We start from the raw sequence: 24,331 nt of genomic DNA on the forward strand, positions 1-24,331 counted from the left end.
ATTGTCTGAATATCTGCAGTTCAGATAGCGTTTTCCCTTCTCTGCGTTGATCATTCGCGGTAGAATTAGCACATGAGTTCGAGCAGCGAAGCATTCACCACACCGGCGGCCAGTGACCTGGCCGCCGCGGTGAACGCCCTGCTCGAAACCTCCCTCACCGCCGTGCCCGAATCCGGGATCACCGCGCTGCTGCGCGAGATCGAAACCAGCACACGCCAGTTGGCGGCCGTCGGGCACCGCCTGATCGTCGAAGCCTGCGAGCGGTCGATCCCGCAACGGGTCGGCGCGGGCTCGCCGGTGCGATATCTGGAGGAAACCCTGCGACTCTCACACGCGGACGCGGTGGCGCGGGTAAAGGCCGCCAAGGCGCTGGGCACCTGGCACGACGTCGGTGGTCAGGCATTGGAGGCGATGCTGGCGCACACGGCGAAAGCCCAAGCCGCCGGGGAGATCTCCGCTGACCACGCGCGCGCGATCGGGAAGATCACCGACCGGATCCCGCGCGGGGTATCGCGCGAGGATCGGGAGGCGGCCGAGCAGATCCTGGTCGAGTTGGCGCGGTCCGCGACCCCGGATGATGTGTCGAAGGTCGGTGAGCGGGTCATCGCGCATCTGGACCCGGACGGGACGCTCACCGACGACACCGATCGCGCGCGGATGCGTGGGCTGGTGCTCGGGCGCCAGCGCGCCGATGGCATGTCCCCGATCAAGGGCGAAATCACCCCGACCCTGCGAGCCTTGCTCGATCCGGTGCTGGCCAAGCTGGCCCGCCCGGGCATGTGCAACCCCGACGACCCGCAAAGCCCGTGGACCGCTGATGATTCGGTGACGCGCGAGCAGGTCGAGGAGGCCGCCGCCCGCGATAGTCGCAGTGCCGCGCAGCGCAATCACGATGCGCTGCTGGCGTTCCTGCGTCCCGAGATGGGCCCGAGCGCACTCGGTTCGCATCGCGGTCTTCCGGTATCGGCGGTGTTCACGATGAGTGTGGCCGAGTTGGAGCAGGCCGCGGGTGTGGTCACCACGGCGTCCGGGGGCACGGTGTCGATTCCGCAGGCGTTGCAGCTTGCGGAGCGGGCGATGCCGTTCCTGGCGTTGTTCGATCACACCGGGATGCCCCTGCACCTGGGACGCGGACAGCGCCTGGCCAACCCGGCACAGCGCCTGGCCTTGATCGCCGCCGAGCGCGGGTGCACCCGCCCCGGCTGCAACGCCCCCGCCACACTCACCGCCGTGCACCACATCACCGAGTGGGCCGAGGGCGGCGCGACCGACATCGACAATCTCACCCTCGCGTGCGATCACTGCCATGCCTTGGTCAACGACGGGCCGGGTGGCTGGAAGACGGTGAAGCTGGGCGAGGACTCGGAGTTCCCGGGTCGTACGGGGTGGATCGCCCCGGCGCATATCGATCCGACCGGTACGCCCCGAGTGAACCATCGGCACCACGCGAAAGAGTTGCTCGCCCAGGCGCAATCGCGGATCCGTGCGCGTAATGAACGCGCGGCGCTGTGCCACCGCCAATGGCTCGGGCAACGCACCACCGCCTGAGGAACGTCACCGCCCGTGACGCCGACACCTCCTGTCGGCGGCACGGGCGTTGGTGTGTGCTGGGTCGGCTCGGCCTGCGGCCATCGCTGTCATTTACCGCACCGGTCAAAACCAGCGTCTCGGCCGCTCGTGTCCCCAGCGCACGGCAGTACGGATATCGCGTGGGAACCTCGCCTGCCGTACCCGACGTTGGCTCCCCAGCCCGGAGCCGTCACCTCTCGTCCCGGCCTGGCTGGAAGGTTGTGGTCCCGTTCCGGGACCAACAACCAAAGAACAAGAGAGACAAGAACAAAAGACACGAGCGCCTGGACGAGAAAGAGAAGAAAAGACTCGAGAAGCAAGACTCGAGACACTCCAGCCGGGGCCGGTGGTCACGGGCCAAGGCCTAGTATCAGCGTGTCGCGGCGTGTCGGCCCGGTCTGTTCATCGAGGGGGACATGAGCCGGGGTTTTGTCCGGTTAGACCAGCCTCATGTCCCACTGAACGTGTTCTACCCCGAGATGCGCAGCGGTGGGGGACATTTGGGGCCTCCACGGCTGCTCGTTGGTCTTTGTTCTTGTCTTGTGTCTCTTGTTTTGTCTCTTCTTGTCCAGGCGTCTTTTGTCTTTTGTTCTTGTATCTCTCGTCTTTTCGTCTTTGTCTCTACTCGGCGGAGCGAGCGGCCAACACCGCGTCGTAGAGCTCGCGGCGGGAGGCGCCGGTGGCGGCGGAGACTTCTGCGCAGGCGTCTTTGAGGCGGAGGCCGCCTGCGGCGAGTGTTTCGACCTGGCTGACCAGGTCGGCTGGGTCTTCTGAAACCTTTTGTGCGCCTTCGAGGACCACGGTGATCTCGCCTCGGGCACCCTCGATGGCCCAGGCGGCGAGTTCCGAGAGGGGGCCTCGGATTACTTCCTCGTAGGTTTTGGTGAGTTCCCGGCAGACCGCGGCTCGGCGGGTGGGGCCCAGGATTTCTACGGCGTCGGCCAGGCAGTCTGCCAGGCGGTGGGGGGCCTCGAAGAAGGCGACCGCGCGAGGCTCGGAGGTCAGGGTGCGGAGCCATTCCTTGCGTTGGCCGGACTTGCGGGGGGCGAAGCCGTCGAAGCAGAAGCGTTCTACCGGGAGACCCGAGAGCGCGAGGGCGGTGGTTACCGCGCTGGGGCCGGGGAGGCAGGTGATGCGGAGGTTGCGGTCCACGCAGGCGGCGACCATGCGGTAGCCCGGATCGCTGACCGAGGGCATGCCTGCGTCGGTGACCAGCAGGACGGTGCGGCCGGACTCGATCTCGTTGAGAAGCATGGGGATGCGGGCGGTTTCCACGTGGTCGTAGAAGCTGACCACGCGGCCGGTGATCTCTACCTCGAGGGCCTTGGCGAGGGAGCGGGTGCGGCGGGTGTCCTCGGCGGCGACTATGTCGGCGGTGGCGAGGGCGTCGCGCAGGCGCTGGGAGGCGTCACCGATATCGCCCATGGGGGTTGCCGCGAGCACCAGCCGTCCGGCCGTGATCGGCTCCTCGCTCATTCCACTCCGTTTCGTCGCAACGATGCTCGCATCGATGAATTTCGCCCCACCGCAGCATACGGGCGTCCGAACCCGGCTCGGGGCGCGTGGGTGGGGCGACGAGCCGCTTACCGGGACGGGACCTGACGGGCGCGACCGCATACGATCGACGGCGTGACCCAGGTGACCGACGTGCGACCCGCAGCAATGGAGGCGGGGGTGGCGCTGTCCAGCCCGGCGCCATTGCGGCCCTCGCCCGATTTCGGGCCCACCGATTGGGCACGGGGGTGGGTTGTCACGCTGTTTTTGACGGCGGTGGCGGCGCTCACGCGATTCATCATGCTGGGGTATCCGACCGATGCGAAGACGCCCGTCTTCGACGAGAAGCATTACGCGCCGCAGGGCTGGCAGGTGCTTCAGGGCGGCGGGATCGAGGACAATCCGGCGTACGGCCTGGTGGTGCATCCGCCGGTCGGCAAGCAGATGATCGCGATCGGCGAGGCGATCTTCGGTTACACCGGGTGGGGGTGGCGGTTCACGGCGGCGGTGTCGGGAACCATCCTGGTGCTCTTGGTGATTCGTATTGTGCGGCGCATGTCGCGTTCCACGCTGATCGGCGCGTTCGCGGGCATTCTGCTGATCGCCGACGGCCTCACCTTCGTGTCCTCCCGGCTCGGCATGCTCGATATCTTCCAGGCGCTGTTCGTGACGGCGGCCTTCGGCTGCCTGGTCGTGGACCGCGATGAGATGCGCATGCGCATCGCCCTGGTGGATGCCGAGGGCCGCCTCGACGACAGTCCGTACGGACCTCGATTCGGCGTGCGCTGGTGGCGTTTCGGCGCGGGCCTGCTGCTCGGCCTCGCCTGCGGTACCAAATGGTCCGGCGCGTACTGGATAGTCGGCTTCGCGGCGCTGAGCCTGGCCTTCGACTTGGCCGCCCGCCGGGGCTATCGCGTACAGCGGCCGTGGCAGGGTGTGGCGATCCGCGATCTGGGACCGACCGTCTACTCGCTCGTGGTCATCCCCGTACTCGTCTACCTCGCCAGCTACTGGGCCTGGTTCGCCGGGGAGACCAGCTACGACCGGTACGCGGTCGGGGTGCGGGTCGGCCGTGGCGGCTTCTTCTCCTGGGTGCCGGACGCGCTGCGCTCCCTATGGTTCTACGGCGGCGAAGTCCTCACCTTCCACCGCGAACTCACCAATTCGGCGGGCAATCACCATCCGTGGGAATCCAAGCCGTGGACTTGGCCGATGGGCCTGCGGCCGATGCTCTACTACTACGCCGACAATGGCGTCACCGGCTGCGGCCAAGCCCAATGCGTGAAGGCCGTCATGGCGATCGGCACCCCGGCCATCTGGTGGCTGGCCTTCCCCATGCTTGCCTGGGCCATGTGGCGCAGCATCGTCCGCCGGGACTGGCGGTACGCGGCCGTCCTGGTCGGCTACGGCGCGGGCATCCTGCCCTGGTTCCTGGAACTCGATCGGCAAATGTACTTCTTCTACGCCGTACCGCTCGCGCCGTTCCTGGTGATGGGCATGGCGCTGGTGCTCGGCGATATCCTCGGGCATGCGCCACCGAGCGGCCGCAAGTTGACCGGGGCCCCGGATTGGCAACATCTCACGCCGCCGAGCGAACGACAGGGGCTGGGATTACTCCTGGTCTGCGTCTATCTCGCGCTGGTGATCGCGAACTTCATCTGGCTGTGGCCGATTCTCACGGCCATGCCGATCACTCCCGGCAGCTGGCACGATCACCTCTGGCTGCCGAGCTGGAAGTAGGTGGGGCTACGCCCCCAAACCCCCATGGGATTCGCCGAGGGCGGCGCGTAGATAGCGTTGCGCCGCTTCGTCATCGAGACCTAGACGGCGGATGATCGCCACGTAGTCCGTGGCGGCCCGCCCGGCCAGATCCCGGGTGGGATCGCCGGAGGAGGCGATAAAAGAACCCAGCCTGCCCCGGGTTTCGAGTACGCCGTCCTGTTCCAGCTCCCGATAGGCCCGCGCCACCGTATTGGGCGCGAGCTTCAGTTCGGCGGCGAGGGCGCGCACCGTGGGGATCTTGGTCCCGGCGGCCAGCTCACCGGAGCGGACCCGGGCGATGATGCCCTGCCGCAGCTGCTCATACGGGGGAACCGTGGAGTGGTGGTCAACCGGGATGTCCAGCATGGCTTTTCACACCTCGTCACGCGACAACGGGCAGGACAGGCAGCGCGGACCGCCGCGCCCGGAACCCAGTTCGGAACCGGGTATGGGCAGCACCTCGATGCCGGAGTCGACGAGCCGCGCATTGGTCATCTCGTTGCGTTCGTAGGCGACGACGACGCCGGGAGCGAGAGCGAGGGTGTTGTTGCCGTCGTCCCATTGTTCGCGCTCGGCGGTAACTCCGTCGAGTCCGGTGTCGATGACCCGCAATTTGCCGATCCCCATGGCCTCGGCCGCGGCGGGCAGGAACGGGTCCGGGCCGTTCATGCTGACGGTGCCGTCGTCCTCCTTGTGAATGGTGAACGCGCACAGCGAATCCTGAATCGCCGGATACATCACCACCGCATCGGTGTCGACCATGGTGCAGACCGTGTCCAGATGCATGGTGGCGCGGGTCTGCGCGATCGGCACCACCAGCACGGTGTGCGCCAGATCGTCCTCGAAGAGACTGCGCGCCAAGGCTTCCGCCCCGGCCGGAGTGGTCCGCTCCCCCACCCCGACCGCGACCACGCCCTTCGCGAGCAGCAGCACATCCCCGCCCTCGATCGGCGCGGTATGCGATTCGTAGGCCCGTCGCACGCCCAGGAAGCGCGGGTGGAAGGCGTAGATCAGATCGGTCAGCGAGGTCTCCCGCATGCGCGCGGGCAAGGCGAGGGAGGTGATCGCCACCCGCGGCCCCACCCAGAACGAGGAATCGCGGGTGAACAGCAGATTCGCGAGGGGATCGATGACGAAGTCGTGCCCGTGATGCATGCGCCGCACCAGTGACGCGGTGCTCGCGGAGGCGGGGCTCGTTGACGACGCATCCGGGCCGAAGGGCAGTTCGTCGAAGGTCATGCCGGACATGAGGATCTGCGCCAGCTCCGGCGCGGGCACCGTGCGCAGGTGGGCGGCGAGCTCGTCGGCGAGCCCGTACCCGAGCCGCCGCGCATCCACCGCACCCGAAATGCCCTGAATCCGTGCGGCCCCGCTGACGCTGATGGTCTCGGTCAGCAGATCGGCGAGCAGCAACACTTCGACCCCGCGCCCGCGCAACACATCGGCGAAGATGTCGTGCTCCTGCTGCGCGCGTTCGACCCAGGGAATGGCGTCGAAGAGCAGCTGATCGTTATTGCGCGGAGTGAGCCGGCGCAGCTCGTCACCGGGCCGGTGCAAGAGCACCGTGCGCAGGTTGCCGACCTCCGAGGTCACGGAAAACGGTCGCGCCGTGGGCGCAGCCTGGGTTCCCATAACCTGACGGTAGTTCCCCGCAGCAAAGATGGCATGCAATTCGCACGCGGGAAAAACCTCGAGTATCGTTCAGGTATGCAGACAGCGACCTGGCAAGCGAAGGAGCTCACCCCCGGCCAGCTGGCACAGCGCGCCGGAGTTTCGGTGTCCGCCTTGCATTTCTACGAACGTGAGGGCTTGATCACAGCCCGCCGAACCAGCGGCAATCAACGCCGCTACCCCCGGGAAACCCTGCGCCGGGTGGCCTTCATTCGCATCTCGCAGCGTGTCGGGATTCCGCTCGCCGAAATCCGGCACGCCCTGGACAACCTGCCCGACGGCCGCACCCCCACTCGCCGCGACTGGGAGGCCCTGTCCACCGCCTGGCAGGCCGACCTCGACGAGCGCATCGAACAGCTGATTCGCCTGCGCGACAACCTGACCGGCTGCATCGGCTGCGGTTGTCTGTCACTGGGCACCTGCAAGCTCGTCAACGCCCACGACCACCTCGGCGATCAGGGCCCCGGCGCGCGCGTGCTGGACGTGCACCCGGTCGAGGCCTGCCACCAGCCGGAGCAAGCCTGCGCTATTGCCTCGGCAGAAACGTCGTGAACAGCGAGTTGGCCCGGCGCATGACGAATTCGTACGGCCAGGCGAACTTGCGCGCCCACCAGTAGCCGAAGCGAATATCGAACTGGGTGTGGATCAGGTAGGTGCCCTTCTCGACACCCTTCAGGATCGACTCGGCCACCTCGTCCGCGGATTTCGCGTGCTTGCGGAAACGCTTGATCCAGGCCTGAATCCGCGGATCGTCGCGATCCACGCCAACCACGCCCACGGTCTGCACCAGCGGCGTGTCCACCGCGCCAGGCACCACCAGATGCACGGTGATGTCGTGCCGCTCCAGATCGAACCGCAGCACCTCCGACACCCCGCGCAGGCCGAACTTGCTGGCGCTGTAGGCGGCATGCCACGGGAAGGCCATCAGTCCGGCCGCCGAGGACACGTTCACCAGCGCCCCGCCGCGCTTGGCCTCGATCATGGGCGGAACGAAGTTCTCGATCACGTGGATGGGACCCATGAGGTTCACGTCCACCATTTGCTTCCAGTGCCGGTGCTCGAGATTCTCGACGGTGCCCCAGACCGAGACGCCCGCGATATTCATGACCACATCGAGCGAGCCGAGCTGCTCGTGCACCTGCTTGGCGAAGTCGGTGACGGCGTCGTAGTCGCTGATATCGAGCGCCTGCGCGAACTCGACGACTCCGCCTGCGGCGCGCGCGGATTCGACGGTGTCGTCCAGGCCGTCGGCATTCACATCGGTCAGTACCAGTCGCGCCCCCCTGGCCGCTGCTGCCATGGCGGTTGCCCGGCCGATGCCGCTGGCCGCCCCGGTTATCAAAGTTTTCTTGCCGTTCAGGCTTCGATCGCCCACGCCGATCCATCCTCGAATTGACAGCATTGTCAGACGAACGCTACTACGCGAACATTACTGTTCGCGAGTTGCCGGACTCACGATTACGCCCCAATTTTCCGGGGATTCACGAGTGCCGGACCAGCACCTAAGGTGCGGCGGGCCGACCGCCGGTGCCGGGTAGATCCAGGTCCAAGGCGATCCGCCCGGCGGCCAGATGCTCCTCCACCTCATGGGCGGGCATCGGCCGCGCGATCAGGAAGCCCTGCGCCCGATAGCAGCCCAGCGCCACCAGGGTACGGGCCGCGACAGTGGTTTCCACACCCTCGCCCACCACCCCGAGACCGAACGAACCCGCCAGTCCGACAATCGATTTCACAATGGCGAGATCGTCCGCACTGGCCCCGAGCCGCTGCACGAACCCGCGGTCGATCTTCACCGCGTCCACCGGCAGCGCCTTGAGATGCGACAGCGAGGAATACCCGGTGCCGAAGTCGTCGATGGCGATCTGCACGCCCATCCGCTTGAGTCCGCGCAGCGTCACCTGGGTGCGCGCCAGATCCTGCACCACCACATGCTCGGTGATCTCCAAGCACACCGAGGACCCGTCGATGCCGAAGCGCCGCAGAATCCCCTCCATGGTCTCCACGAAGTCCAGACTCACCAGCTGCACCGGCGACACATTGATCCGGATCACCACATTCGAGGCCAGCCCGCGCCGCCGCCACTTCGCGAACTGCTCACAGGCCGAGCGAATCACCCAGCGCCCCAGCTCACCAGCGAGATTGGTGGCCTCCGCGACGCCGACGAACGCGCCCGGCGGTAATAGGCCCCGGGTCGGATGCTGCCAGCGCACCAGCGCCTCGAGCGCCACCACCCGCCCGGTCCGCAAATCCACCTCGGGCTGATAGTGCAGCAACAACGAGCCGTCCGACACCGCCCCGCGCAGGTTCAACTCCACATCGTCCTGCAACTCGAACTGCGCGCGCATGGCATCGGTGAACACCGCGACCCCATTGCCGCCGCTCGACTTCGCCGACAGCAGGGCATGATCCGCACGGCGCAGCACATCGGCGACCGTGGTCTCCCCCGGAATGCCGAGCGCCACACCGACGCTCGCGCCGCGACTCACCGTCTCCCCGCCGACCGTGACGCGGCGGGCGATGAGCTGCTGAATCCGGGCGGCCTCCACATCGGCGGCACTGGCATCCATCGGCTTGGCCGGGACGATGACGAACTCGTCGCCGCCGAGCCGGGCGATCATGTCGGCCGGGTCCAAGTGCTCCCGCAGGCGGGTCGCCAGTTTGCGGATGAAATTGTCACCGGCGGTGTGGCCGAGAAAATCGTTGAGCGCCTTCAACCGGTCCAGATCGAGGAAGAAGGCGGCGACCGGTCCAGGACCCCCGGGGAGCAGGCGCTCCTCCATGTGCTCGAGCAGCGCCCGCCGATTGGCGAGACCGGTCAGATCGTCGTGCATGGCGATATAGCGCAGCCGCTCCTCGGCCACCACGCGCGCCTGTAACTGCGCGAACAGCGCGGCAATCGCCTTGAGCACATTGAGTTCCCGCGTGCTCCACTCGCGGTCACCCTCTTTGACAAAACCGAGCACCCCGGTCGGTTCTCCGCGGGACACCAGCGGTACCGACGCTACCGATACCTCCGACAAACCCGACGAAACCCGGATGACGCGCTGATAGTCCTCGAACTCGGGGGTCGGGCGAACGAGGAACGGCTCCGTCGCGAACTCGAGGCTGGCGAATACCGCATCCGACTCGTCGAACCGCGCGACTCTCAGCGGATCGGGGTCCGGAATGACGGCTCGGGGTGGCCATTCGGCGATCAGAATCGACAGCCGGTTCTCCCGGTCCGTATGCCTCAGGTAGCTGAAATCCACATCGAAGTGCGAGACCAGCCATGACAACACTCGCTCACTCGACGCCACCATCGTGTGGGCGTCGACACTCATCAGCTCGGAGGCAACCTGCGTCACCAGCGAGTCGAGCGTTTGCCGAGGCACTCTGTCTCCGATCGCACTAGCTGAAAAGGTCCGCTTGCGGTACGGGGAGGCGGCGGCTTCGGAGCTTGACGTCCGCCGCGTAGCTCAACCGCAACACCAAACCCATCAACTCGCTCTGTGGAACACCCAACAAGTCCAGGAAACGACCCTGAAGTGACGCTAGTGTATCGGCGAACTCCGGGGAAACAGCGAACAGTTCGTCGAAACGTCGTGCGAACAGGAAGACCGGGGATACCGGTTGTACCGCCAGCCCCTGTCGCTCGGCCTCGATCCATACCCGTTGCAGTGTCTCACCGGCCTTCGCATAGGTGACCAGCTCGGCCAGGTCGTCCGGTGCCGGCGCCGGATAGGTGACCACCGCGACGGCCGAGCTCGACCGGATCTTGTCGCGGGTGGCATCCCCCAGAGCCGTACCGCCCGACCATGCGCGAAGCTGCGCCACCACGTCGGCGCGACCGGCGATCTCGAGTTTGACCAGCTCATCGGGAGGCAGCCCCAGCGTGCGCAGATCCAGCCCGCTACGCAGATCCTCACCGGGTCCGCGCAGTTCTGCGAACATCTCCTCGTGCAGACGCGGTGTCAGGTACCGCACCCGGTCCGATTCCGCGAGCAGTTCTCCGGCACTGTCCATCTCGGATCGATCGGCAACCCAGCGCAGCCGTCCGCCCGCCGCGGTCGCGGTCGTCGCGAGGGCTTGCAGGACCGCCGCGGGCACGGGTGCGCCGGTCCCGTCGGACCGGTTGGTGTGGCGAGCGAGGAGAGCCGGATAGTCGCGAACCAGCCCCGGATCGGAGCCACCGCCCAACCTCAGGACACCGGTGAGCCGAGCCGGTCCATCGGAGTGCAGTTCGCTCTCGCCCAGCAAGCCCTCTGCGGCGGCCGCGGCGCGCGCGTTGTACAGGGCCGCTCCGACTGCCAGCGCACTGCCGCGATAGCCGATATCCATGGATGAAGATCGTTCGGGCGCAAGGGAAATCGTCATGCGGCCGGAATCGGCCCGCAGCGTCCACGGCTGTGCATTGCCGCCCGAGGGCGCACATTGGGCGGCATGCAGTACTGCCGTTATTCCGGCCGGTGGAGCGGACTCCTCCGGTCGCTGTTCCGGCCAGGTCGATTCGACGGCCGGGGGCGGCTCGGCAATATCGTCGAGGCACCGTTCCATATCTATCCTGGTGCGCCCGGACGGCAGCTTCTGCCCAAGCCCGATCCGGCGCACGGCCGCGGCGACGGCTGCGCCGCCGAGCTGGACATCGCCACCGAGCTGCGGCCAGCTGTTCAGCGTCTGCCCGATTTCCACCATGCTGGCCGCGAGCTTGTCGGACAGATTGCGGCCGTCGAGAATTCGGATGACGTGTGGCGCCTTGTCCCGAGTCGAAAGGCCGCGCAGATCCGCGGCACGGGTGTCGCCGAGCAAACCGTGAAACGGCTCGCGCCCAGGTTCCAGATCGAAGCGCTCCACATCCAACAGCCCTCGGTCGTTGGACTGCATGAGCAGCGGCACTCGGTGTCGGCGCGCGCCTTCACGAACCGCGAGTTTGATGTCGAGTGAATCGCACTCTTCGACAACGATCGACAAACCCTCCAGAAAGGTATCGATGTTCTCGTCGTCGAGCCCTTTCTCGAACACCTCCACCGGCAGATACGGATCCAGTTCGGCGATCCGCCGAGCAGCGACCACGGCCTTGTTCACGCCCAGGTCGAACAGGGTGCCCGGCACTCGGTTCAGGTTCGTGAGTTCCATACCGTCGAAATCCGCCAGCCGGAGCCGCCCGCAGATGCCTTCCAACGCGAGTGTGTGTGCGACAGCATGCCCGACACTCTGCCCGACCACCCCGATCACCTGTCCGGCAAGCAATTCCTGTTCCGGGCCGGTGAGTATGTTGCGATTCCGGTCGAGCCGGAGCGCGCGCAACAACTGCGGACCGGGCAGAGCAACCACGGCGCGGCGCCACGGGTAATAAACCCACCGATCAGCCTCGGGCCCTTCGGACAATTCGGGTGGCGCAACAAGACTCGCGAATTCCGTGCGCAGCAAATCCCGCTTGTCGATGAATTCGACGCGACCTTCAGCCCGAAATCTTCGGATTCGAGCCGCATCTTCCGGATTGCGCTCGTCGAGTGGCAGCGGCCGGTGCCCGCCTTCCGTGAAGTCACTGTGCGTCATGCTTGAGCTCGGCCCTCGTCACTCAACCAGGAGGCCGGAGGAACGGGTCCGTCGGCGCTCAGCGCGGCCCATTCCGCATCGATCGCCCGAACCTGCGAGTCCGCCGCGAGCAAGCGGAAGGTCCGCATATCCCACCACAGCGGCACGGTGCGGTAGCGGTCATCCGGATACGACGACGCCGGAATCCACCACGCCGTCCTCGCGCCACCCCGGCGATACAGAGCGAGCGCGTGCTCGGCGGCCGCACCGACCGAGAACCTGGCCCCCAGCATCGGGATGAAATGAATGATGGCCCGTGCGACCCAGTCGGCCAATGCGGAGTGTTGCTCGATTCCCGGCTTGACCCAACCGGTCCTGCACTCGTAGACACCGTCTGGGATCTGGTCGGCGACCATCTTCCGGAAGGCATTCTCGCCAGGCAGACCGGCCCAGCCCGCAACGGAGGGCACCTCGTCGACATGTTTGAATGGCCCCTCGGCACGCACTCCCGCGACGACCTGGCCGTCCGAATCGAGCGCTACGGCGAACAGTGCAGTCGATGAACCATCGATCCACGCGTCATAGTCGACAGCGTTCCCGGCCCCGTAATGTCGGTAGGCCCGCAGCGCACCGTCCAGGTAGCGACGCCACAGCACCGGATCGGCCTGCGGCGGCCCGAACAGGAACGTACAACCGGACTGTGCGTCCCGAAGTCGGAGCATGTCACCACCAGGACCTACCGGCGGGTCGAATATGATCGGATCGACTGCCATAAAGTTCCCACTCCATCACTGCACCATCTGCCGCGCGGATGCCGAACGCTTGCGGTCGATACGGTCTTGTATCAACTTGCATGGCGCAGGCACCTAGGGGAGTATCCGCCAGCCACCTAAAATTGTCCAGGCGTCCGGCAAATCACCCGAAACCCAATCACACGCCCGGAAATTCACCCTGGTCAAACCATTGCTATCAGTCATGAAACTCAGCGACAAGACCAGTTGGTTCTCGGTTAGCTAACAGTTGGCAATCAGGCCAGGATGGCGATGAAGAGTTCCAGTTCGGACGGCCCCGACCAGATCTCGATCTCCTCGCGGTAGGCGCGGGTGATCTCCGCCGAAGCGGTCGCGTCATCCACCTGAGCCCAGACATCCTCGGCCGGATCGTGATAGTCGCCGTTCGGGCGGAAGCAGGCATAGATGCCCTTGGGGACGCGGATCAGCACATCGCCGACCGGCGCGGCCTCCGCCGTCGGGTACTCGTAGGCGACCAGCACGTTGTAGTTGCCTGCCGGGTCCGGAACATAGACCGTGACCAGCGGGCGCTCGTCCGCGTCCTTGCGGTCGCGCAGGCGATCTCGCAGGAATTCGATGAGCTCGCTATTGCTCACCTTGAAGCTGGGCCGCACCCGCGGCACCACCAGACCGCCATAGACGCCGCCCGGGCGCACCACGATCGAATAGGTCATGAGGGTTCGACCGCCAGATACAGATCGATCTTGTAGGCGTGCGGGTAGCACTCGAAATCGCCGGTGTGGGTGCGCTTGATGTGCTTGTGCTCCTCGGCATAGGCGATCTGGGTCCACAGGTCCGTCATCACCTGCGGGAAGGCGCCGACCGAGGAGAACTTGGCGTAGGTGCCGCGCGGTAGGCGGGCCACCACGTGCCCGCGCGTGACCCGGTCGAAGGAGGCGCATTGATAGCCGACGATCTGGGTGTTGTAGGTGCCCAGTTCGGCCGCGTAGTCGGTGTAGGCCGAGGCCAGCGGGCCGCCCAATTCCTGATGCAGGACGGCGGCCCAGGCGACTTCCAGATCGTGGTCGCGCAGCTCTCCGAGGGCACGTTTGGGGCTGCGTACCGGCAGCCCGGCGACCCACGTCTCGTCCCGCTCTACGATCTCGAACTGCATGGGAAGGAACTCTCTCCGGAGGTGTTTTGCACAGCCCATCGGCCAACCTTCGCCATGCTATCAACCACGATCGACCGTTCCGGCAGACACGACTGCGGCTCCGCCTCTCCGCGCCTTTTGGGCTAGCAAACTAGCCATCGGTCCAGGACCCCCATTTCGGTTCGGACTATTCCGGATTCCGGCGGCGATGCGGGCGGGCGCGCGGCGCGTGCCAATGCCGCCACAGTGCGATCAGGCGCAGGGCCACGGCACCCAATCCCGCCAAACCGCCAGTCCAGAAGGTGTATTGGCCATGATGCAGCAGCGCGGCCGTCGCGGCGGAGCCGAGCAGAGCGGGCACCGCGTACAGCTCGCCGTCGCTGAGCACGCTGGGGGTCACACCCGCCAGCACATCGCGGATGACGCCGCCGCCGACCGCGGTCACCAGGCCCAGCGCGGCCGAGGAGGTCGCCGAAAGTCCGTGCTGGAAGGCGGTTACCGTGCCGGTCACGCAGAAGATGCCGAGGCCGATGGCATCCGCGACGTTGAGCGGCGTGCGGGTGACGCGGGTGGGTGGATGCCAGAAGAAGATGAGGACTGCCGAGAGCAGGGCGACCGTCGCATAGCTCAGGTGCACGAATGCCGCCGGTGGTGTCGCGCCGATAATGAGGTCGCGCAGAATGCCGCCGCCCGTGGCCGTGCAGACCGCCAGCACGGCGATGCCGACCATATCGAATCGCCGCCGCACGGCGAGCAGCGCGCCGGACGCGCCGAATGCGAACACGCCCACCATATTTCCCACCTGCTGCGCCGCGTCGACAGCGCTGCCGAGCTCGACGAGATTACTCATTCAGGGGTGGTTCCCTTCACGATCGCAAACTCCCGGCTATCGGTGAACAGTATGCCCGGCCGGGTATGTCGGACTCTGTGGGCCTCCAGAGTCACCGTCATGGGCCGGATCCTTGCCGGATGAGGTTGAATCAGTTCGTGTGCCGCACAATTGCCGAGCTTGATGCCCAGCTCATCGAGTGTCGCGCCTGCCCGCGCCTGGTCGAATGGCGGGAGCAGGTCGCGCACGACAAGCGCGCCGCCTTTCGTGACGAAAATTACTGGGGCAGGCCGGTTCCGGGGCTCGGCCCGGACGATGCGCGGCTGCTGCTGGTCGGGCTCGCCCCGGCCGCGCACGGCGGCAATCGCACCGGGCGGATGTTCACCGGGGATCGCAGCGGGGACGTGCTCTTCGCCGCCATGCACGCGGTGGGGCTGAGTAATCAGGCTACGAGCGTGGCCCAGGGTGACGGGCTGCGGCTGATCGGGACCCGCGTGACCGCGCCCGTGCACTGCGCGCCGCCCGACAATAAGCCCACGCCCACCGAACGCGATACCTGCCGGGGCTGGCTGGAAAAGGAATTGGGGCTGCTCGCGCCGACCGTGCGCGCGATTGTCGTCCTGGGCGCGTGGGGTTGGCAGGCGCTGCTGCCCGCACTGGCCGAATCCGGTTGGGCGATACCGAAACCCAAGCCCCGCTTCGGTCACGGCGCGCACATCCTGCTCGCGCCCGCCGGATCCGATCGGGCGCCGCTGCATCTGTTCGGCAGTTATCACGTGAGTCAGCAGAACACCTTCACCGGCAGGCTCACCCCCGCCATGCTCGAATCCGTCCTCTCCGACGCCGCGACCGCCGCCGGACTGCACCCGCGCCGCTGAACAGGCGAATTCGCTAGTATTCGGTGCGTGAGCAGGGCCGACAACTCCACCAACGGCAGCGTCGGCCCCGAGGTCGCCGCGGATTCCGCCGACGCCGCACCGGTGCGGGCCAAGCGCCGACGTTCCGAAACCCGCCAGCGCCTCCTGAATGCCGCCTTCGACGCCTTCGCCGACGACGGGTTCGGCCGCACCACCGTCGAGCAGATCTGCGAGCGGGCCGGATTCACGCGCGGAGCCTTCTACTCCAACTTCACCTCGCTGGAGGAATTGTTCCTCGCCATGTGGGAGCAACGCTCGGCGCACATGCTGGCGCAGGTCACCGAGGTGCTCGATAGCGATATCCGGGTCCGCGACCACCGATTCGACGGCCGTCACGCCCAATCGACGATGGAACAGGTGCTGAGCGCGGTTCCCCTGGACGACAAATGGTTTCGCATCACCGCCGAATTCACCGCGCACGCCCTGCGAAATCCGGCGTTGCGGCGAATCATGGTCGCGCGCGAGGAGGCGATCAGCGGGGCGCTCACGCCGGTGGTGGTGACCTTGCTGGAGCGGTCCGGCCGCCGCGTTCCGGATCCGGCGGCGCTGGGCCGCGCGCTGATCGCCGTCCACGACGGCACCCTCACCCAATGCCTGCTGGAACCGGACAATCCGGCTGTCCGCGCGCATCGCACCGAACTGTTTCTGCGCGTAGTGGAGTCCTACAGCGAGTCGATCGCCTAACCGTCGATCCGGGCCAGCGCGTCGCATACGCCGCGAATGCTCTCGTCCCGGAACTTGCCCACCCCGCCGCATCCCAAAAAACCGGCTCCAACCAGCCGATTCGGCGCCCACCCGCCCCACCTGCTAAAGTTTTCCACCGCAGGCCGGAAACGGTCAGCGGCTGGGGCTATAGCGCAGTTGGTAGCGCGTCTCGTTCGCATCGAGAAGGTCAGGGGTTCGATTCCCCTTAGCTCCACCAAATCGGTTATTGCACAGACCGAACCCCTCGGGGCCGGTATCGCAGATTCTGCGGTACCGGCCCCGAGGTCGTTTTCAGCTGGCGTCCGGGTGTCGGTCGGGGGTGCGGAGGGGAGCGCCGACGTGGTGCAGGTGCTTCAGTGCCTCGCTGTATGAGGAGATCAGTCCGGTCTCGTGGTAGGGCACAGCGATTTCGGCGCAGTAGTCGCGGACGATTACCCGGGCGTGACGCAGATTCGGGGTTGGCATGCTTGGGAACAAGTGGTGTTCGATCTGGTAGTTGAGGCCGCCGAGGGCTAGGTCGGTCAGCGCGCCGCCGCGCACGTTGCGGGAGGTCAGTACCTGGCGGCGGAGGTAGTCGGGGCGGTCGTTGCCGGTCAGGGTTGGCATGCCCTTGTGGTTCGGGGCGAAGATGCAGCCCATGTAGAGGCCGAACAGCGCCTGGTGGACGGCGAGGAATGCGAAGGCCTTGTCGGCAGGGAGAAACGCGAATAGTGCGGCCAGGTAGGCGGCGAAGTGGGCGAAGAGGAGGACGCCCTCTGATCTGCGGTGTTTGATCGATCGGTTTTTGAGCGCACGGACGCCGGCCACGTGGAGGTTCAGGCCCTCCAACATCAGCAGGGGGAAGAACAGGAACGCCTGCGCTCTTCCGATGAGACGGGCCGGACCGCGGCTGGCTCGTGCTTGCCGTTGTGACCAGACCAGGATGTCGGGAGAGACGTCGGGGTCGAGTTCCTCGTGGTTCGGATTAGCGTGATGGCGGGTGTGTTTGTCTTGCCACCAGCCGTATGCCAGGCCTATACCGGCGTTGCCTACGAGCCGGCCCATGAGTTCTGTCGGCCGCCTCAGCCGGAAGACTTGGCGGTGCGCGACGTCGTGCATGAGCAGTGCGACCTGAGCGAATGTCACGGCCATGCACGCGGCGACCACGAGCGTCCACCACGAATCGCCGACGAGGATGAACGCCGCCCACCCGGCCACGAACGCAATGCCGACGAGGGTGAATCGGACGGCGTAGTAGATGGGACGCCGGTTCATCAGGCCCGCGTCGGAGATCCGGTGCAATAGGCGGGCGTAATCGCCGTCGGCGCCGCCGCGCCGCGGTGACCGAGGGATTGGCTCTGGGATCAAGGCCGGTGTCGTCATAGATCTTCCTGAGAGCTCGGTGCATCGGGACGGGTGACGATTTCGATACACCGAAACTATCGACCAGATTCTCAACCCATGTAATCCCTTGGTATGACAGGGAATCGGACTGCGGTGTGATACCGAGCCCCGAGCAGACCTACGCCCGGCGTCCGATGCCACCGCTCCGAGCCTTGCCATCCGCCGACCATGGTTAAGCGGGGTCCTACTCGGCACTCCACCATGTGGTGCCGTTGCCGGGGAGATACGCTGCGCTGCCGTGGATTTCGATCTCGGCGGTGCTTGACAGGAGTGGGTGACCGGGTGTGGGGACGGCGGCCGGTTCGGCGCCGAGGTTGACCGTACAGGCGAAACCTGGGCCGCGGTCGAAGATCAGTAGATTGTCTGGGGCGGGGTGCCAGTAGACGCGGGCGGTAACCCCCGGCAAGTTGGGGCATTCGCCCGATACCTTTCGAATACTCGGGTTCGTAGTGTGGGGTGCATCTGATCTAGATACACCCGCGACTCGAGTTGAAGGGCTTTCATGAGAAGGACATTGGGGATCGCTACACGGATTGCGGCCGTGAGCATTACAGGTTTGGGCTTCGCCGCTGTCATTGGTTCGGGTAGCGCGCAGGCTGCGCCGCAGGACTGCACCGTGACGAAGGGGATATTCGACGCATCCGCGGTGTGCGCGCCCGACGGCGGATCGAACTATGTGCTCCACCTCGACTGCGTCGGCCTCTACGGCAATGGGCCGTTCCCGCTGATGACCATCGGCTCCTACAAGGTGCTCAGCTACCCCTTCACCCCGTCGGGCCAGCGCACCTCCGTGGGATGCACCGGCGTGGGTCCGGGCATCCTCGCCGTGGCCACCAACGCCTACGTCGAGATCTATAACCCCTAGGCACAGACAGACATCGATCAAGCCAATCCGGCTTTTTCATGCACTAATCGCCCTCGAGCGTCAGGTTCCCGCATTTTGAGGGGTGATTGTGCATGAATAGGCCGGTTCTGTGTCGCACCGGCCGTCGTGGGTACAGCTACAGCATGGCCGATACGAATTGGAAAGGCATATGGCGCAACGAATACGGGTCGCGCCTCACCATTACGGATGACAGCGGAGGTGCTCTGAGCGGCACCTTCGAAACCGCGCTGAGTGATAGCGCTTTCGCAGGGACCGAAGTCCCCATCATGGGACTGCATGTCGGTCCCTGCGCGCAGTTCTCCTTCGTCGCGGCGGGCGATATCCCTGCTATCTGCTCGTTCACCGGGTTGCTGCGGGAGGGGAATCTTCACGCCGCCTGGCATCTGGTGGCCGATCAGGCCGTCAAACCGCCTCGGCCGGGCGCTCCGCCCGAACTTGTCACCCTCCCCTGGGCGCATGCCGTGCTGACCAATAGCGACACTTTCACTCGCTCTTGAAACGATCAGGAATCAAGAAGCAGCGGGTGGGGGTACCGCCATAACGTTTGGGTCGACGGAGTTCAGAACAGAGAAGGAGCACTCCGATGACGAAGAAGATCGATGCGATCCTGTACCCGGTCAGCGATATCGCGGCGGCGAAGGCCCAGTTCACGGCGTTGCTCGGGGTTCAGCCGGTCATGGACCAGCCGTATTACGTGCACTTCGAGACGGCTGACGGGGTCGCCGTGGGGCTGGTCCCGAATGGGGAACAGCGCGGCATGATCGGGGCGACCCCGTTCTGGACCGTGGATGACATCAATGGCCAGGTCAAAGCGTTGGTGGAGGCCGGTGGCAGCGTGACGGAAGACGTCCACGACGTCGGCGGCGGGAAGCTGGTCGCGATCGTCAAGGATGCGCAGGGAAACGTCGTCGGTCTCGCCCAGGCTTGATCTGGAATCCGGCTCGGCCGATCCTCCGTGTCAGTCCCCACACCGTGAGGGCAGCCAGGGCATAGGCCGCGCCGGTCCAGCAGGACGCCGACCATCCCCATGAGGTGTACGCCCAGGTGGTCGTGATCGCGCCGAGGGCGGATCCGAGGGAATAGAACGCCATGTACGCGCCGATGACGCTCCCGGCGCGGTCGGGGTGTGCGGTCGTCAGCAGGTGCTGGCTGCTGACATGCACTGCCTGGACGGCGAAGTCGAGCAGGATGATCCCGGCGATGAGCAGCCACAGGGTCGCTTCGGTCCGGGCGATCGGCAGCCACGAGGCGGTGAGCACTACCAGGGCGGAGCCCGTGATCGCCTGTGCGCGACCGGAATCGGCCCATCGCCCCGCGCGGCCCGCGCCGAGCGCTCCGGCCAGGCCCGCCACTCCGAACAGGCCGATCTGGGTGGTGCCGAAGTTCCACGGTGGGGCGCTGAGCGTGAGAGCCAGTCCGCTCCACAGGGTTCCGAAGGACGCGAAGACGAAGAACGTGATCAGGCCCCGGCTCAGGAACAGGCGATCCGTGCGGACGAGGCGTCCCATCGATGCCAGCACCTGCGCGTATTGCGTGCCCGGGGTTCTGCGGTCAGGTTCGAGCGTCACGCGGACTGTGCCTGCCAAAACGACGCAGAGCACGGCGATCAGCGCGTACACGGCACGCCAGCCGATCGTGTCGCCCAGTACGCCCGCGAGGACGCGGACGCCGAGAATCCCGATCACCACACCCGAGGTGACCGCACCGATATTGCGTCCCCGCTCGCTGGCCGCGGAGGCGGCCGCGACGTAGGCGACCGTCACCTGCACCACGACCGCGAACAACCCCGCGACCGCCAGCCCCGTCACCGCGACGGGACCGTTCGGGGCGAGGGCCGTGATCATGGCCCCGATCGCGGTAAGACTCAGCAGCACACCGATGAGCCGACGTCGATTCACCACGTCGCCGAGCGGAACCAGCAGCACCAATCCGAGGAAGTAGCCGATCTGCCCGGCCGCGACCAAGCGACCCAGCGATCCCGATGCCAGCCCGAGCTCGCGGCCAGCCGCCTCCAATACCGGCTGGATCGCGTAGATCGCGGAGACGGCCACCGCGCACACCGAGGCCAGGACGAATCGTTGCGACCGTGTGATTCCTGTCTGCACCAGACCTCCCAATCAGTAGCAAAACGCAACCATTCGACCGTAAGGCATAATGGTTTCAAATCGCAACCGATCGCGAGGAAGGCTCCATGACAACGACACTCGGCTCCGACCGTCAGTGGACCGATCCGTTCTGCCCCGTCGCGCGCACCGTAGATCTGGTGGGCGACCGGTGGAGTCTGCTGATCGTGCGTGACGCCATGGACGGTGCGACGACCTTCACCGAGTTCCAGCAGCGGCTCGGGATCGCCAAGAACATCCTCACCGACCGACTGCGCAAGCTCGTCGAGCACGGCATCCTGACCACCAGCACCGCCCCGGGCGGCAAGCGGCACAGCTACGAACTCACCCCCGCCGGAGCGGATCTCTTCACCGCCATCGTGGCGTTGCGGCAGTGGGGAGAACGCCACGCCTTCACCGGCGATGAGCCGCACTCGACCCTCGTGGACGGCGACGGCAAGCCCGTCGCCCAGCTACGAGCCGAAACCCGCGCGGGCAAGCACGCCACCGCGGCGACCACCCGGGTTCACAAGGTGGATGAAGCCGAATAGGCCTGGTATCAACCGGCGTTGGAGGTGCAGATGGTGTCCAGGAGGAACAACGGCTTCACCACTCGGGCCGCGCCCACCGCGAAGAGTGCGGCGGTGCTGGGAAAGGACATTCCGTAATTGCCCCGGTCCATAGCGGCCTGTTGCGCAGCAGCGGCTGTCGCACCTTTCCCCGTGGTGTAGACCGGTTCGACGGTATTCGTCCATGCCGCCCAGGCGTCGTATTCGGTCACCGAACCGCACTCATTGTGGATCTGCGCCATGACGACGCACTTGTCGGCATTGCACGCATTCTTGGCAGCCTCATCGGCAGCATTCTGTGTGGGAAAGTCCGCCGCCACACCGACACCCGTGGCATGCGATTGCTGCGTGTAATAGACGGCGATCGCACCGTAGAGGTCCCCGGCCGCATGCGCGGTCCCGCTTCCGGTGGCGAGCAGCGCCGCCACTGCCGGAGCGACCATGGCCAGCGCGGCCTTTCCCGACAATGACATGTGATGACCCCTGAAATTCAGCCGCAATGTAACCCGGAGATCATCGCGGCAATCGTGCCGCAGAGCAAGATCTTTCGCCCGCTGGCATGTGGCATGGATGCAATCGGCGGATTGATGGCGCTCCGCATGGTCCTGCTGATCGTCGCGCCCGCCTCCTCGCTTACCGAATCGTGTCAGCGGCGATCACGGGGTGGACAGTTGGTCGATCTCGTCGGCGAACAGCTGGGCCGGATCGAAGTCCATGCCGGTGAAGTGTCCGGCGAGTTCCAGGGATACCTCACCGTGCACGCGGGTCCAGAAGGACAGCGCTCGCCGTTGAGGGTTCATTGATTCGGTTGCTGGCGTGTGGTTTTCGAGGAGTCGCCGGAAGGCCTCGAGCAGCACGGTCATGATCTCGTCCGAGATCGCCGTGGTGTCGGCGGGCGCGTGATAGCCGGGGATGGGTGTTCCGTAGATCAGGAAGTAACGCTGCGGATCATGCTGCGCCCATTCGCGTATGGCGTAGGCGAGCCCGGCCACGTCGGCTCCGGAGTCGAAGGCGGCCCGGACGGTATCGGCGAGGCTGCGGTACGCGTCGCGAATGAGTTCGGTGATCAACTCGTCGCGGCTAGAGAAGTAGCGGTAGAGGGCCGGGCCGCTCATGCCCACCTGTTTGGCGATCGCATTGAGTGACAGCGCGGACGCGCCCGAGGTGGCGATCTGCTCCCAGGCGTGCTGTTTGATCTCCGCGCGCATCTGTTCGCGATAGCGCTCCCGCGGACTCTTCGCACCGCCGCTTGTCATCTGGCACTCCTTCTCGCTGGTCGACGACGTTTGGTTAGAAGGTATCACTTTTACTATTGACTCTAATCGCTTGTGCGTTATAGCTTCTAACTAACGCGACAAGCCGTAACCGATCCTCGGATCGGCCGGGAACCAGGAGGAAGACAATGAACATCACTCGACGCAGCGGACGGACCATCCTGCTCGGCATCGCACTGACTGCCGGAGTCCTCAGCGCCACCGCCACACCCGCGCTCGCCGACGGCCCCGCGGCGGATTCGGCCCCGCTCACCTGCGAGGGACAGGGCATCGATCCCGCCGCCCCGATCCACTACCGGACCGAGGCGCTGATCAACGCACCGCTCGACACGATCTGGAACCTGCAAACCGATGTGGAACGCTGGCCGTCCTGGCAGCAGCCGGTCACCAGCATGAAGCGCTTGGATTCCGGTCCACTGCAGGCGGATTCGCAGTTCCGTTGGACCACTCCGGTTCCCGCCACCGACAGGACGCCCGCGACCACGCTGACCATCACGTCCACCGTCCATCAGATGCAGTACGAGCGGTGCCTGCGCTGGACCGGACCGGCGCTCGGTGACGGATTGAATATCGAAGGCGGCACCCATGTCTGGACCTTCACCCCGGTCGATGGCGGCGTCCTGGTGCGCACCGAGGAAAACTGGAAGGGCACCCAGGTCGAAGCCGATGTCCCGACCTCCACCAGCTTCCTCGGCGCGGGTCTCGAAGCCTGGCTGGCCAACCTGCAGACCGCCGCCGAGGGGTGAGCAAGATCGTGTGTCTGGTCATGGCGTGCCTAGGCAAACGCAGGCACTGCCTGACCCGGTGCGATCGTGGGCGCGCGCAAGACCTCTCAGGTGGACGGCTGGATCGACGCGGCGTCGCTGGAGTTGACGCCCGCCGACCTCGAGGAGATCGCCATCGCGATCACGGTTTCCGGCGCGGGCAGCGGTCCCGCCCGCCACTGATGCAGGGATTCACGGCAGGTCCGAGAACCGCACGGAGTGGGCTACAGCGGTCACATGTAGTCCATCCGTGTCCGGCCGGATGGCCGTCAGCCGTGCCCCGAGCGGCAGCTTCTGCAAGGGCACGGTGAAGGTGAGGCTGCTGCGCAGCAAGGCCAGGGGAATCGTCGGCCCGCCCGACGCGGACTGCACCGACACGGGAGTCACTTCGATCCCGTCGTCGGTCGGCGCGACGGTGACGACAACCGTCGCGGGTACCCGCAGCCCCTCCACCGAGAACGTCCCGGTAACCCGAAGCCCGTTCGGCCCATTGGAGATCGACTCCACACCTTCGGGCGCGTACCCCCGCACAGTGTCATAGGGGACCACCGCCGTAGCCGTGGCAGTCCCCGCGACCAAGTTCTCGGTGCGGCTATTGAGCAGATCACTCAGCGGCGCGGACACATCGCTCAGCGACACCTCGAGGTCGCGAACAGTAATGCCCTGCCCACTCCACTCACCGACCCGGATATCGATATCCCGATAGTTCCCGCCGATGGCCTGCGTCAAGAACGGAATCCCCCCGATCTCGACCTTCGGCCGCTCCGGCAGGTTGTACTCCTTGGCAATGGTGCGCCCGATCTCATCCTGCGCCACCACCACCGCGACCCGATCTCCCACGACGACCGCGATCGCCAGCACAACGATCAGTATCAATAACGCGCGCATGCGCTCACCCGCTCAGCCATCCCACCATCATGCTTGCTGCTGGCGGCTTCGCAGCGCCAACGGGAGACGGCGCGGTGTTCGATCAGCTACTGGCCGGGCGAAATACCTAGGTGAATACCCT

26 protein-coding genes and 1 tRNA gene are annotated in these 24,331 nt (G+C 66.0%); 12 read left to right on the forward strand and 15 right to left on the reverse strand.

What is annotated here, in order from left to right:
• Positions 1–72: 72 nt before the first annotated feature.
• Positions 73–1,548: a DUF222 domain-containing protein gene (locus AB0N05_RS02460; RefSeq protein WP_364686549.1), complete on the forward strand. Its 1,476-nt coding sequence runs from the start codon at positions 73–75 to the stop codon at positions 1,546–1,548.
• Positions 1,549–2,190: 642 nt separating this feature from the next.
• Here AB0N05_RS02460 and rsmI read toward each other — a convergent pair.
• Entirely contained in the window at positions 2,191–3,045 is an 855-nt protein-coding gene (rsmI, locus tag AB0N05_RS02465) for a 16S rRNA (cytidine(1402)-2'-O)-methyltransferase (RefSeq protein ID WP_364686552.1), read from the reverse strand.
• Between the two features lie 186 nt (positions 3,046–3,231).
• Here rsmI and AB0N05_RS02470 point away from each other — a divergent pair, with 186 nt between their 5' ends.
• Entirely contained in the window at positions 3,232–4,803 is a 1,572-nt protein-coding gene (locus AB0N05_RS02470; RefSeq protein WP_364687435.1) for a phospholipid carrier-dependent glycosyltransferase, read from the forward strand.
• 6 nt (positions 4,804–4,809) lie between these two features.
• On the opposite strand, the gene AB0N05_RS02475 is transcribed toward AB0N05_RS02470, so the two are convergent.
• Positions 4,810–5,190: a GntR family transcriptional regulator gene (locus AB0N05_RS02475; protein WP_364686555.1), complete on the reverse strand. Its 381-nt coding sequence runs from the start codon at positions 5,188–5,190 to the stop codon at positions 4,810–4,812.
• A 6-nt stretch (positions 5,191–5,196) separates the two neighbouring features.
• Positions 5,197–6,456, reverse strand: a complete 1,260-nt coding sequence (locus AB0N05_RS02480; RefSeq protein ID WP_364686559.1) for an arginine deiminase — start codon at positions 6,454–6,456, stop codon at positions 5,197–5,199.
• Between the two features lie 75 nt (positions 6,457–6,531).
• On the opposite strand from AB0N05_RS02480, the gene soxR reads away from it, so the two are divergent.
• Positions 6,532–7,047, forward strand: a complete 516-nt coding sequence (gene soxR / locus AB0N05_RS02485; RefSeq protein ID WP_364686562.1) for a redox-sensitive transcriptional activator SoxR — start codon at positions 6,532–6,534, stop codon at positions 7,045–7,047.
• Here soxR and AB0N05_RS02490 read toward each other — a convergent pair.
• The 7 genes from AB0N05_RS02490 to AB0N05_RS02520 form a co-directional block, all read right to left on the reverse strand.
• On the reverse strand, positions 7,022–7,870 hold the full coding sequence (locus AB0N05_RS02490) for an SDR family oxidoreductase (protein ID WP_364686565.1): 849 nt from the start codon (positions 7,868–7,870) through the stop codon (positions 7,022–7,024). The two genes, soxR and AB0N05_RS02490, sit on opposite strands and share 26 nt — an antisense overlap.
• A gap of 127 nt (positions 7,871–7,997) precedes the next feature.
• Positions 7,998–9,815 carry an EAL domain-containing protein gene (locus AB0N05_RS02495; protein WP_364687437.1) on the reverse strand — a complete coding sequence of 606 codons (1,818 nt, stop codon included), beginning with the start codon at positions 9,813–9,815 and terminating at the stop codon, positions 7,998–8,000.
• 67 nt (positions 9,816–9,882) lie between these two features.
• Positions 9,883–12,030 carry an Rv1355c family protein gene (locus AB0N05_RS02500; protein ID WP_364686568.1) on the reverse strand — a complete coding sequence of 716 codons (2,148 nt, stop codon included), beginning with the start codon at positions 12,028–12,030 and terminating at the stop codon, positions 9,883–9,885.
• Complete coding sequence (locus AB0N05_RS02505) at positions 12,027–12,731, reverse strand: hypothetical protein (protein WP_364686571.1); 705 nt, start codon at positions 12,729–12,731, stop codon at positions 12,027–12,029. Before AB0N05_RS02505 ends, AB0N05_RS02500 begins: the two co-directional genes overlap by 4 nt.
• Before the next feature lie 305 nt (positions 12,732–13,036).
• Complete coding sequence (locus AB0N05_RS02510) at positions 13,037–13,474, reverse strand: GyrI-like domain-containing protein (protein WP_364686574.1); 438 nt, start codon at positions 13,472–13,474, stop codon at positions 13,037–13,039.
• Complete coding sequence (locus AB0N05_RS02515; RefSeq protein WP_364686577.1) at positions 13,471–13,914, reverse strand: GyrI-like domain-containing protein; 444 nt, start codon at positions 13,912–13,914, stop codon at positions 13,471–13,473. Before AB0N05_RS02515 ends, AB0N05_RS02510 begins: the two co-directional genes overlap by 4 nt.
• Before the next feature lie 166 nt (positions 13,915–14,080).
• Positions 14,081–14,743, reverse strand: coding sequence for a trimeric intracellular cation channel family protein (locus tag AB0N05_RS02520; RefSeq protein ID WP_364686580.1), 663 nt, complete (start codon positions 14,741–14,743; stop codon positions 14,081–14,083).
• Between the two features lie 119 nt (positions 14,744–14,862).
• Between AB0N05_RS02520 and AB0N05_RS02525 the strand changes: the two genes are divergently transcribed.
• From AB0N05_RS02525 to AB0N05_RS02535, 3 genes are all read left to right on the forward strand, one after another.
• Positions 14,863–15,600 (forward strand): uracil-DNA glycosylase, encoded by a 738-nt coding sequence (locus AB0N05_RS02525; protein ID WP_364686583.1) that lies wholly within the window; start codon positions 14,863–14,865, stop codon positions 15,598–15,600.
• Positions 15,601–15,702: 102 nt separating this feature from the next.
• On the forward strand, positions 15,703–16,323 hold the full coding sequence (locus AB0N05_RS02530) for a TetR family transcriptional regulator (RefSeq protein WP_364687439.1): 621 nt from the start codon (positions 15,703–15,705) through the stop codon (positions 16,321–16,323).
• Between the two features lie 162 nt (positions 16,324–16,485).
• Positions 16,486–16,561: transfer RNA gene (locus AB0N05_RS02535), tRNA-Ala, on the forward strand.
• 74 nt (positions 16,562–16,635) lie between these two features.
• Here AB0N05_RS02535 and AB0N05_RS02540 read toward each other — a convergent pair.
• A complete protein-coding gene (locus tag AB0N05_RS02540; protein ID WP_364686586.1) occupies positions 16,636–17,706 on the reverse strand; it encodes an acyl-CoA desaturase in 1,071 nt (356 codons plus the stop codon).
• Between the two features lie 562 nt (positions 17,707–18,268).
• Here AB0N05_RS02540 and AB0N05_RS02545 point away from each other — a divergent pair.
• From AB0N05_RS02545 to AB0N05_RS02555, 3 genes are all read left to right on the forward strand, one after another.
• Entirely contained in the window at positions 18,269–18,592 is a 324-nt protein-coding gene (locus AB0N05_RS02545) for a hypothetical protein (RefSeq protein WP_364686589.1), read from the forward strand.
• Between the two features lie 143 nt (positions 18,593–18,735).
• The gene (locus tag AB0N05_RS02550) at positions 18,736–19,110 is read left to right on the forward strand and encodes an avidin/streptavidin family protein (RefSeq protein WP_364686592.1); all 375 of its coding nucleotides are present in this window, start codon (positions 18,736–18,738) and stop codon (positions 19,108–19,110) included.
• An 86-nt stretch (positions 19,111–19,196) separates the two neighbouring features.
• Positions 19,197–19,541: a VOC family protein gene (locus AB0N05_RS02555; RefSeq protein ID WP_364686595.1), complete on the forward strand. Its 345-nt coding sequence runs from the start codon at positions 19,197–19,199 to the stop codon at positions 19,539–19,541.
• Here AB0N05_RS02555 and AB0N05_RS02560 read toward each other — a convergent pair.
• Positions 19,498–20,718 (reverse strand): MFS transporter, encoded by a 1,221-nt coding sequence (locus tag AB0N05_RS02560; protein WP_364686598.1) that lies wholly within the window; start codon positions 20,716–20,718, stop codon positions 19,498–19,500. The two genes, AB0N05_RS02555 and AB0N05_RS02560, sit on opposite strands and share 44 nt — an antisense overlap.
• A gap of 86 nt (positions 20,719–20,804) precedes the next feature.
• On the opposite strand from AB0N05_RS02560, the gene AB0N05_RS02565 reads away from it, so the two are divergent.
• A complete protein-coding gene (locus AB0N05_RS02565; RefSeq protein WP_364686601.1) occupies positions 20,805–21,266 on the forward strand; it encodes a helix-turn-helix domain-containing protein in 462 nt (153 codons plus the stop codon).
• A gap of 8 nt (positions 21,267–21,274) precedes the next feature.
• On the opposite strand, the gene AB0N05_RS02570 is transcribed toward AB0N05_RS02565, so the two are convergent.
• Both AB0N05_RS02570 and AB0N05_RS02575 read right to left on the reverse strand, forming a co-directional pair.
• Positions 21,275–21,757 carry a DUF4189 domain-containing protein gene (locus AB0N05_RS02570; RefSeq protein ID WP_364686604.1) on the reverse strand — a complete coding sequence of 161 codons (483 nt, stop codon included), beginning with the start codon at positions 21,755–21,757 and terminating at the stop codon, positions 21,275–21,277.
• A gap of 183 nt (positions 21,758–21,940) precedes the next feature.
• A complete protein-coding gene (locus AB0N05_RS02575) occupies positions 21,941–22,540 on the reverse strand; it encodes a TetR/AcrR family transcriptional regulator (RefSeq protein WP_364686607.1) in 600 nt (199 codons plus the stop codon).
• Positions 22,541–22,686: 146 nt separating this feature from the next.
• Between AB0N05_RS02575 and AB0N05_RS02580 the strand changes: the two genes are divergently transcribed.
• The gene (locus AB0N05_RS02580; RefSeq protein ID WP_364686610.1) at positions 22,687–23,304 is read left to right on the forward strand and encodes an SRPBCC family protein; all 618 of its coding nucleotides are present in this window, start codon (positions 22,687–22,689) and stop codon (positions 23,302–23,304) included.
• Between the two features lie 66 nt (positions 23,305–23,370).
• Positions 23,371–23,505: a hypothetical protein gene (locus AB0N05_RS02585; RefSeq protein WP_364686613.1), complete on the forward strand. Its 135-nt coding sequence runs from the start codon at positions 23,371–23,373 to the stop codon at positions 23,503–23,505.
• 9 nt (positions 23,506–23,514) lie between these two features.
• On the opposite strand, the gene AB0N05_RS02590 is transcribed toward AB0N05_RS02585, so the two are convergent.
• Entirely contained in the window at positions 23,515–24,210 is a 696-nt protein-coding gene (locus AB0N05_RS02590; RefSeq protein ID WP_364686616.1) for a DUF2993 domain-containing protein, read from the reverse strand.
• Between the last annotated feature and the right edge of the window lie 121 nt (positions 24,211–24,331).

This window comes from Nocardia sp. NPDC051030 (assembly GCF_040683015.1).
GTDB lineage: Bacteria > Actinomycetota > Actinomycetes > Mycobacteriales > Mycobacteriaceae > Nocardia.

Coding starts and splice junctions, on each gene's coding strand:
- soxR (WP_364686562.1), top strand. CDS start 6,532: ATGCAGACAGCGACCTGGCAAGCGAAGGAGCTCACCCCCGGCCAGCTG.
- rsmI (WP_364686552.1), bottom strand. CDS start 3,045: ATGAGCGAGGAGCCGATCACGGCCGGACGGCTGGTGCTCGCGGCAACC.
- AB0N05_RS02475 (WP_364686555.1), bottom strand. CDS start 5,190: ATGCTGGACATCCCGGTTGACCACCACTCCACGGTTCCCCCGTATGAG.
- AB0N05_RS02540 (WP_364686586.1), bottom strand. CDS start 17,706: ATGACGACACCGGCCTTGATCCCAGAGCCAATCCCTCGGTCACCGCGG.
- AB0N05_RS02565 (WP_364686601.1), top strand. CDS start 20,805: ATGACAACGACACTCGGCTCCGACCGTCAGTGGACCGATCCGTTCTGC.
- AB0N05_RS02550 (WP_364686592.1), top strand. CDS start 18,736: ATGGCCGATACGAATTGGAAAGGCATATGGCGCAACGAATACGGGTCG.
- AB0N05_RS02470 (WP_364687435.1), top strand. CDS start 3,232: ATGGAGGCGGGGGTGGCGCTGTCCAGCCCGGCGCCATTGCGGCCCTCG.
- AB0N05_RS02495 (WP_364687437.1), bottom strand. CDS start 9,815: ATGAGTGTCGACGCCCACACGATGGTGGCGTCGAGTGAGCGAGTGTTG.
- AB0N05_RS02555 (WP_364686595.1), top strand. CDS start 19,197: ATGACGAAGAAGATCGATGCGATCCTGTACCCGGTCAGCGATATCGCG.
- AB0N05_RS02520 (WP_364686580.1), bottom strand. CDS start 14,743: ATGAGTAATCTCGTCGAGCTCGGCAGCGCTGTCGACGCGGCGCAGCAG.
- AB0N05_RS02460 (WP_364686549.1), top strand. CDS start 73: ATGAGTTCGAGCAGCGAAGCATTCACCACACCGGCGGCCAGTGACCTG.
- AB0N05_RS02505 (WP_364686571.1), bottom strand. CDS start 12,731: ATGCTCCGACTTCGGGACGCACAGTCCGGTTGTACGTTCCTGTTCGGG.
- AB0N05_RS02480 (WP_364686559.1), bottom strand. CDS start 6,456: ATGGGAACCCAGGCTGCGCCCACGGCGCGACCGTTTTCCGTGACCTCG.
- AB0N05_RS02580 (WP_364686610.1), top strand. CDS start 22,687: ATGAACATCACTCGACGCAGCGGACGGACCATCCTGCTCGGCATCGCA.
- AB0N05_RS02575 (WP_364686607.1), bottom strand. CDS start 22,540: ATGACAAGCGGCGGTGCGAAGAGTCCGCGGGAGCGCTATCGCGAACAG.
- AB0N05_RS02500 (WP_364686568.1), bottom strand. CDS start 12,030: ATGACGCACAGTGACTTCACGGAAGGCGGGCACCGGCCGCTGCCACTC.
- AB0N05_RS02515 (WP_364686577.1), bottom strand. CDS start 13,914: ATGCAGTTCGAGATCGTAGAGCGGGACGAGACGTGGGTCGCCGGGCTG.
- AB0N05_RS02525 (WP_364686583.1), top strand. CDS start 14,863: ATGAGGTTGAATCAGTTCGTGTGCCGCACAATTGCCGAGCTTGATGCC.
- AB0N05_RS02510 (WP_364686574.1), bottom strand. CDS start 13,474: ATGACCTATTCGATCGTGGTGCGCCCGGGCGGCGTCTATGGCGGTCTG.
- AB0N05_RS02570 (WP_364686604.1), bottom strand. CDS start 21,757: ATGTCATTGTCGGGAAAGGCCGCGCTGGCCATGGTCGCTCCGGCAGTG.
- AB0N05_RS02590 (WP_364686616.1), bottom strand. CDS start 24,210: ATGCGCGCGTTATTGATACTGATCGTTGTGCTGGCGATCGCGGTCGTC.